5 protein-coding genes are annotated in these 9,150 nt (G+C 45.2%); 4 read left to right on the forward strand and 1 reads right to left on the reverse strand.

Features of this window, described 5'->3' with window-relative positions; translation table 11 throughout:
* Positions 1-40 precede the first annotated feature (40 nt).
* A complete protein-coding gene (locus tag DDR33_RS13080) occupies positions 41-2,401 on the forward strand; it encodes an ABC transporter permease (RefSeq protein WP_158280741.1) in 2,361 nt (786 codons plus the stop codon).
* Positions 2,398-4,806 (forward strand): ABC transporter permease, encoded by a 2,409-nt coding sequence (locus tag DDR33_RS13085; RefSeq protein WP_109416248.1) that lies wholly within the window; start codon positions 2,398-2,400, stop codon positions 4,804-4,806. Before DDR33_RS13080 ends, DDR33_RS13085 begins: the two co-directional genes overlap by 4 nt.
* Before the next feature lie 9 nt (positions 4,807-4,815).
* Here the strand turns inward: DDR33_RS13085 and DDR33_RS13090 are convergent, their stop codons facing one another.
* Complete coding sequence (locus DDR33_RS13090; protein WP_109416249.1) at positions 4,816-5,664, reverse strand: helix-turn-helix domain-containing protein; 849 nt, start codon at positions 5,662-5,664, stop codon at positions 4,816-4,818.
* A gap of 118 nt (positions 5,665-5,782) precedes the next feature.
* Here DDR33_RS13090 and map point away from each other — a divergent pair, with 118 nt between their 5' ends.
* Both map and DDR33_RS13100 read left to right on the forward strand, forming a co-directional pair.
* Positions 5,783-6,544, forward strand: coding sequence for a type I methionyl aminopeptidase (map, locus tag DDR33_RS13095; RefSeq protein ID WP_109416250.1), 762 nt, complete (start codon positions 5,783-5,785; stop codon positions 6,542-6,544).
* A 144-nt stretch (positions 6,545-6,688) separates the two neighbouring features.
* Positions 6,689-8,839: a S9 family peptidase gene (locus DDR33_RS13100; protein WP_109416251.1), complete on the forward strand. Its 2,151-nt coding sequence runs from the start codon at positions 6,689-6,691 to the stop codon at positions 8,837-8,839.
* The last annotated feature ends 311 nt before the right edge of the window (positions 8,840-9,150 follow it).

The raw sequence follows: 9,150 nt of genomic DNA on the forward strand, positions 1-9,150 counted from the left end.
ACGAACCGGAAGCTGATAGCTGATGGCTAAAAAAAGAAAGATGAACTATTTTAAGACATCGTGGAGAAATATCAAAAAACATAAAGGATTCTCCGCCATTAACGCCGGAGGGCTTACCCTCGGCATGACCAGTTGTCTTCTGTTGCTGCTATACGTATGGCATCACTGGAACTACGATAAGCAGTTTACAAACCGCGATAATATCTATATCCTGCAGAATAACCAGGAGGGCGACAATAAGATCTTTACGTTTGCAGCAACTCCCAAAACGATTGCAGGGGCTATTGATTCTGAAGTTCCGGGTGTAAAGAGAACAGCACGGATATTTAGCTATATGGCCGACGGGCTGATAAGCCGCGGGGAGACCGGCCTGAAAAAAACGGGATCTTTTGCCGACGCCTCCTTTTTCGAAATGTTTAATTTCAATTTCATCAAAGGATCCCCTTCTAAAGCGTTGGCGCAGCCTGATGGTATAGTGATCACCGATGAGCTTGCCGCCAGCCTTTTCGGAAAAGAGGATCCTATGGGAAAGATCCTGAAGAGAAACGATAAAACCCCGCTGGTTGTGACAGGTGTGGTGGAGAAATCTCCCCTGAACTCTTCTTTCCGGTATGATTATTTTCTTCCATGGCAGCTGCTCGAGAGTGAACAGGAGTGGATTAAGAACGCGGGCTGGGGAAGTAATTTTTGCCAGACTTATGTTCAGCTGAAGGATAACAAGTACTACCCTTCTGCAAACAAGCTGATTAAGAAAATGATCAATGCTCACCAGGATGGGTACAAAGGAGAGGCATTTATGTTCCCTTTTTCGAAAATGCATTTGTGGTCGAAATTTGAGAACGGCAAGTCGGTTGGCGGCATGATCGACCAGATCCGCCAGTTCCTCATCCTGGCTGTTTGTATTATGCTGATCGCCTGTATTAACTTCATGAACCTTTCCACGGCAAGATCGGAGGAAAGAGCAAGGGAGGTAGGGATCCGCAAGGCAATAGGATCTTCCAGAAAATCGCTCATCGCCCAGTTTATCAACGAGTCTTTAATCCTGTCGGCTTTTGCTATGATAGCTGCAATAGTCCTCCTGGCGGTATGCCTCCCTTTCTTCAACCGCTTACTCGGGATCCAATTGTCAACGCCCTGGTCTGAGTGGCATTTCTGGCTTTTCCTCGCATGCATTACCATTTTAACAGGGATCATTTCAGGAAGCTATCCGGCATTTTACTTGTCTTCTTTCCGCCCGGTAAAGGTATTGAAGGGCAGTATAAAAGGTGGAAAAGGAGCTCTTTCTGTACGAAAGATTTTAGTGATCATCCAGTTTGGTTTCGCGGTTTTTCTGATCACGGCGATCTTATGCATCTACAAACAGATCAGTTTTATCAAAGATCTGCCCACCGGCTTTGAGAAAGGAAATCTCGTAGAAGTCCCGGTAGAGGGCAACCTCGGCAAAAACCTGAACATCTTCATTGATGAGGCAATGAAATCGGGTGCCATCATTTCGGGAACAGGCCTTTCACAGAGTATCAACCAGGCGGGAAATAACACCTGGGGCTTTGATTGGCCGGGAAAGCTCCCAGGGCAGCAAATCCTTATTGATGTCCTTCGTGCCGGCGATAATTTTTCAAAGACGACAGGCGTGACGTTGATTGAGGGCCGTGAACTTTCAGGCGCTAATCCAGCTGACAGCAGCTCCAATATCATGATCAATGAAACTGCTGCAAAAGTCATGAAGTTAAAGACTCCGATTGGAAGTGTCATTAAATGGGGAGGATCACCTGTTACCATTGTGGGAGTTTTTAAGGACTTTATATGGGGGTCTCCTTACCAGAAGGTAGCGCCGATGGTTATAAACTACGGAGGAAAGAACAGCACTGTTATTGCTCTGAAGCTTAACCCGGCCAGGAATATAAGCTCTTCTATTGCCGGAATTGAACGAATCCTCAAGTCGATAAACCCGGCATATCCGCCGGTCATTCACTTCTCGGATGACGATTTTGAAAAGAAATTTGAGAACGAAAAAACCCTGGGCCTGCTGGCTAATTTGTTCGGAGGCTTAGCGATCATCATTTCCTGTCTCGGGTTGTTTGGCCTCGCTGCTTATGCTGCAGAATTAAGAACGAAAGAGATCGGAATCAGAAAGGTGCTGGGAGCAAGTGTAAGAGGAATTACCACCCTCCTCTCAAAAGATTTTCTTCAATTAGTGCTTATCTCCATTGCGATTGCTGTTCCCCTGTCATGGTGGGCCCTGAACAACTGGCTTGAGAACTATGAGTATCATATAAGCCTCAACTGGAGCATTTTTGTGTTCGCAGGAGTTATCACGATCGGCATCGCCCTGATCACCGTCAGCTTCCAGGCATTAAGAGCCGCACTGGCTAATCCGGTGAAAAGTTTAAGAACAGAATGAAACGTATTAAAGAAATTCGTAATCCGCGCACCTCACTTTATGGCTTGTCAGAATACCTGAAAATTGCCGGCAGGATACTTCTTCGTAACAAACTGATCTCGGGGATCAACCTGATTAGCTTATCGACCGGAATTTGTACAGTCCTGCTGATCACAGCCTTTATCAGCAATGAGTACAACTTTGATACTTTTCATGAAAAAGGCAGCCGGATATTCCGGGCCGGGTTTGATTACATGAGCCAGGGAAAACTGGATGGACAAGGCGTTTCGGAGTTTTCAGCATCGTTTGGCCCTGATGCCAAAGCCGAACTCCCGGGAATTGAGGAATTTTGCAGATTAACGAATTCGGACGAATCGTACATCAACTACAAAAATCAGAGCCTCAAAGTGAAAGGGATGGTTTATGCCGACTCAACCTTCTTTAAGCTATTTTCTTTTAAACTTTTACGGGGCACCCCTTCTTCTGTCCTCAGGGAACCGGGGAACATTGTGCTGACAGCAACAACAGCAACAAAGATATTCGGCAATATTGACAAGGCAGTAGGGAAAATAGTGAAGTTGGATGACAAGAAAACAGTTATTGTCACAGGTGTCGTTGAAGACATCCCGGCAAATACCGATATTCGTTACGAGTCATTGATATCATTCTCCACCTTAAACACTGACTCCACTATTTTTCTTGGATGGCGGGGCGGATACAGGTATACGACCTGGCTTTTGTTAGACAAAGCGGCAAATAAAGAGGATCTTGAAAAAGCACTTCCCGCTTTCATGTGGCGGCATCTGAACAAGCAGGATGCTGCGTTTGGTGACAAGACTGAGGCCGGGCTGCAGCCGCTTTCGGAGATTCACCTGAATCACAATTCCGACTCAGCTGTTTTAAAGAGGAATATCAGGATATTTTGCACAATTGCCCTTCTCATACTTGTGATCTCCTGTGTAAACTATATCAATTTCAGCATGGCCCAGTCGGTTACCCGGTTTAAAGAAATCGGGATAAGACGGGTGCTGGGAGCAGAAAATATGCAACTCAGGATAAGATGGTTTACGGAGGCACTCCTGACCACCGGAATCGCGTTCGTCATCGCCGCCGCCCTTATATTTTCTTTATCTCCCTTATTCCGGCAATTTACAGGCAATCATTTCTCCGTGCCGGCCATATTTAATAACAGCGTCCTGCTTTTAGCCAGCGCTATTTTGTTTGTCCTGCTTGCTGCCGGGACTGGCTTCTATCTGAGTTTCTATCATTCAGGGGCAAATATCCTGAGCAATCCGGTATTCCCGCTTTCTGGTATAGGAAACAGGTTTCGCGGGCGGTGGCTCATCATGCTTCAGTTCATCGTTTCTATTACGCTTATCTCCTGCACATTTGTTATGTACATGCAGATACGCTTTGTTAAGACCCGCCCTACGGGTTTTGACCGGGAGAAAGTTCTTATCGTCCCGCTTACAGGGCACAAAACGAATGAGGTATCGGCTGTAATTAAACATTCTATATCGAACTTGAGTAATGTGAGTTCCGTATCGGCCATTTCGGAGGTTCCTGTAGAAGGTATCACCAGAAATGGGTTTACTCCTGAAGGCCAAACACAGGCGATGATGATCCATCAACTGGATGCTGATGAAGACTTCCTGAAGACATTCCAGCTCCATCTGCTTTCAGGACATTACTTCCGGCAGGGCACGAATATGGACCAAGATGGGTATATTATCAACGAGACACTGGCTAAAACACTCGGATGGAAAGACCCGGTTGGTAAAACGATAAACCGGGATGGCAGCCACAAGATTATCGGAGTTGTGAAAGACTTCCACTTTGCATCTCTCCGTGAAAGGATCGGACCACTGATCATCACCAACCAGCCATGGCAGGGGTACGATTACCTGGTCGTAAGATATACGTCCAACCCCTCTTTGTTGATTTCTGAAATAGAGTCGATCTGGAAGAATAACAGCCCGCTCCCATTTGAATATTGGTTTCTCGACTCACAGTTTGACTGGATGTACAAAGGTGAACAGCGTTTCATGACGATGCTCGCGGCTTTTTCTGCGATATCCATTGCGCTTTCATTATCAGGAGTTTTCGGACTGGTAAGCCTGAGCATCCAAAGAAGGCTGAAGGAAATCAGCATCCGGAAAGTGCTGGGTGCATCGGTTACGGAAATTGTCAAATTGACTTCCTCTTCTTTACTTCTCCTGGTTCTTATTGCTTCACTTATTGCCTTTCCTGCGGGCAGTTATCTGATGAGTGTCTGGCTGCAGGATTTCGCTTACAGGATTTCCGTTTCCTGGTGGATGATCGCCTCCGGCGGTTTTGTTGTGCTGCTTGTTACGTTCCTCACAGTAAGTACCCGGGTAATAAAAGCGGCATTCATAAATCCGGCTGAAATACTGAGAAATGAATAAATAATTATTTTAACTTCTGTTTCCCCTGCTCAGATACGTTCCGGGTGACACGCCAGAGAATTGCTTAAAATCTTTGAGAAAATGATTGTGGTCAGAATATCCATGCCTGACAGCAATCTCCATCAGGCTATATGATTCAGGAGACATAAAGTCTATATAAGCATGAAGGAATCTCTGTAAGGAAATGTATTTTTTAGGTGATATACCCATATAACTCTTAAAGTTCCGTTCGAGCCATTTATAGCTCATTCCAGATCCAAGCTGTTTGATCACTTGCTGTACGGTGATCGCCCCCTTCTTTTCATTTATATAGTCAATTGTCTCGTTCAGCAAGATGGGATATTCGAAGTTCGTAAGCATAGACGAAACAAGTGACTCTATAGCAGAAATCCGGGAGCGGAAGCCTGCTGCTTCGTAAACTTTGTCAATGAACATAAACGACTCGCATCCATTCAATTCCGTCAGACTCAGGACGGGTTTATTCCTGAAGACACCTGGCGAGATGCCAAAGAGTTTATAGAATGCGAAAGGTTTGAATCTCACAACGATGAGTTCCTCAACATCGTATGGATAGTCAACGTAGATGTTCTTCATTACACCACTGCATACCCAGGCTGCTTCAACCTCAAAGGAGTCGGTTCCGTTTATGCATATCCTGAAAAAGTCATCCTTTCGCGGCGCAAAAATGAGAGCAGGAAAACCATCGTTAAACAGGAGTTGTGGCCCCTTTTGCTGATGGCAGGAAAAAACATAGAAAGCTTCAATATACTTTTCTGCCCCCGAGGAAGGAGTTAAATTCAAATGCCCGGGGCCTTCGATGTTTTTCAGAGTAATGAATTTAAAAAAATTAATAGGCATGATATCCGGTCACCATTCTAACAAACACGCAGATGTCTAAAATTTACTATGATATCCCATTGCACAACTTTAGCTTTGTCAAGCCTCCGCCGGAGGATTAACATGCAATATACGAATAATGTCAATAAACAACGATAGCGAGTTAGCCGGAATCAGGAAGATCAGTGAGATTGTGGCCCTCACGGTAAGGGAAATGAAGGCTTATGCCAGTGCGGGAATGAGCACAAAGGAACTGGACGACTACGGAAAGACCTTGCTTGAAAAGTATCACGCACGTTCGGCCCCCCTGCTCACTTATAAGTTTCCGGGCTGTACCTGCATTAGTCTGAATGGAGAAATAGCGCACGGGATCCCTTCAGACTCAAAGGTGCTTAGAGAGGGGGATCTCATCAACATTGATGTGTCGGCAGAACTCGACGGCTTTTGGGCCGATAATGGCGCTTCATTTGTGATCGGCGAGGACATAAACAATCATTTTCCTCTGATAAACGCCTCCAGAGCGATACTAAAAAAAGCAATCAGCAATATCCGGGGCGGGGTCAGAGTTTCAGACATCGGGGGATTAATTGAGTCGGAAGCAAAGAAATCCGGATACAGGGTTATAAAGAATCTTACAGGCCATGGCATTGGCAGAAGTTTGCATGAAGCCCCGGAGGTTGCCAATTACCGGGACAACTTTAACAAACAGCGATTCGCCAAAAATCAGGTTGTCGCTGTAGAAACGTTCATCTCTACTTTATCTACGATTGCGGATACGACTGAAGACGGATGGACACTGACCGGAAATAAGGGAGGCTTCGTAGCCCAGTTCGAACACACCATTTTGGTAACATCCGGATTACCGGTCATCCTGACGGAAAGTAACGGAATATTTGAATAAAGGCATGACAACAGACGTGTTTTGTCAAATTGTACCATATTTAAGAAAGAAAACGGCAATAAGACAAGTAGCCGCTATCGGGTGAAACACGTCAGGATCATTATATTTGCTTCGCCGAATATCCGGTTTTAAGCAATTTCTAAAATGATCCGATTTCTTTTGCTGGTGATCAGCATCAGCTTTTCTGCACTGACCTTTGCTCAGCAAAAACAGTTTACAATGGACGATGCAGTCCTTGGCCTGGGGACCAATCTTGCACGGGAAGATATTAAACAATTAAACTGGATACCCGGTGAAAATGCCTTCACACGGACGGTTAAGACATCCAAAGATGAAGCGATCGTGAGGTTTATGGTACCATCTATGGCGGCAGATACCTTGCTCAGACTCAGTGAAGTTCAAAATACAGCAGGAAAAAAATATCCGTTGCGGTCAATGCCTGCACTGGAGTGGCTAAGTACGAATGTCGCTTCCTTCTCAATCGGCAACCATTATTTCCTTTGCCAAAGAAGCAAAACAGGAATGGAAGTGAAGGAATGGATGCAACTGCCTGATGAGGCTGAAAATATTCACATAGAAAATACTACCAGGAGGTTTGCTTATACGAAAGCAAACAACCTTTTCATGGTTGACGCCGAAGGCCGGACACATACTGTAACAAAAGACGCAGACCCGGGGATACTGAATGGAAAATCGGTACACAGGGATGAATTTGGCATAGACGGCGGAATTTTCTTTTCACCTAGAGGAAATTACCTCGCTTTTTACCGCATGGATCAAAGAATGGTAGAGAATTATCCGCTGATCAACTGGAATGTCACCCCGGCCTCTGTTCATTTCACAAAATACCCGTTTGCCGGAAGGACATCACACGAAGTGACTCTCGGGGTTTACAATCCGTCGGACGGGAAGATCGTCTTCCTGGAAACCGGCACTCCAAAAGATCACTATCTCACCTGTGTAACATGGAGTCCCGATGAGAAGTTTATTTTTGTGGCTATCCTCAACCGGGAACAAAATCATTTATGGTTAAACCAGTATAATGCACAAACCGGGGCTTTTGTAAAGACTCTTTTTGAAGAAACAGACGCAAAATATGTTCATCCGCAGCACTCCCTCACGTTTATTCCGGGAAAAAGCGATCAGTTTATCTGGTGGAGCCAGCGCGACGGCTTTATGCACCTTTACCGGTATAATACCAGTGGCAAACTGCTGAACCAAATCACCAAAGGACCCTGGGTGGTTACGGAGATTGCGGGGAAGTCGGAGAAAAAGAAAACGTTGCTCATCACAACAACCAAAGACTCTCCTCTTGACCGGCACATTTATTCGGTGAATTGGGAAAATGGAAAGATGCAGAGAGTGGACACCGATCCGGGGACGCACTTGGCTGCCGTAAACAATAATGGCGATTACATCATCGACCGCTGGTCAAACGGAACAGCCCCAAGAGTGATCGACGTGATTTCTGCTTCTGGTTCGTGGAAGAAAAATCTTCTTACGGCAAAAGATCCCCTGGCAGGATATCAGCGTCCGAAAATAGAAAACGTTACTGTTAAAGCAGAAGATGGAACGCCCCTGTACGGCAAACTTATTTACCCTGTTAATTTTGACCAGGACAGGAAGTACCCGGTTATTGTATACTTGTATAACGGGCCTAACGTTCAGATCATCAGCAATACTTTTCCGGCCAGCGGGAATCTATGGTACGAATATATGGCGCAGCACGGCTATATTATTTTCACGATGGACGGGCGCGGCAGCAGCAACCGGGGAACTAAATTTGAGCAGGCAACTTTCAGGAATCTGGGAACAGTTGAAATGGAAGATCAGCTAAAAGGGGTTGATTATCTGAAATCTCTACCCTTTGTGGATGCTGCCAGGATTGGAGTTCATGGCTGGAGCTACGGTGGATTTATGACGACATCCCTTATGCTTCGTCACCCTGGTGTGTTTAAGTGTGCGGTTGCCGGCGGTCCCGTAATGGACTGGAAAATGTACGAAGTGATGTATACAGAGCGGTATATGGATACTCCGCAGGAAAACCCCGAAGGCTATGAAAACGCGAACCTTCTGACAAAAGTGAAGAACTTGAAAGGCAAATTACTTCTGATACATGGAACTATCGACAGTACTGTCGTTTGGCAGCACTCTATTAATTTCCTGAAAGAATGTGTAGACAACCGTGTGCAGGTTGATTACTTTGTTTATCCTGGCTATGAGCATAATGTAAGGGGAAGAGACAGGGTGCACCTGATGCAAAAGATAACGGATTATTTTGATCAAAATCTGTAATAATAATCAGCTGTTGGCTATTAGCTTTTAGTTATTAGCTCCTGTATAGTTTGATAGCAGGTTTCACATGCTTCTGCTGTTGGTTATTGAGTTCTGTAAATTGTATAGGACTTTTTTGATAGCAGGTGAACCTGTTATCTGCTGGCTTGCTACTGCTTTAAACGATCGATATCTCCGGACGTTTAGCAAGAGTTTATGTTTGTACGAAAACGAACAGAAGCTGTTCATCAGAGAACAGAAACACCCACGCCAATCAAATCAAAACAGTGACTACCAGCAACATACCCCATTGGCATATATTATGTAACACC

The sequence above is a fragment of the Pararcticibacter amylolyticus genome, assembly GCF_003130405.1.
GTDB lineage: Bacteria > Bacteroidota > Bacteroidia > Sphingobacteriales > Sphingobacteriaceae > Arcticibacter > Arcticibacter amylolyticus.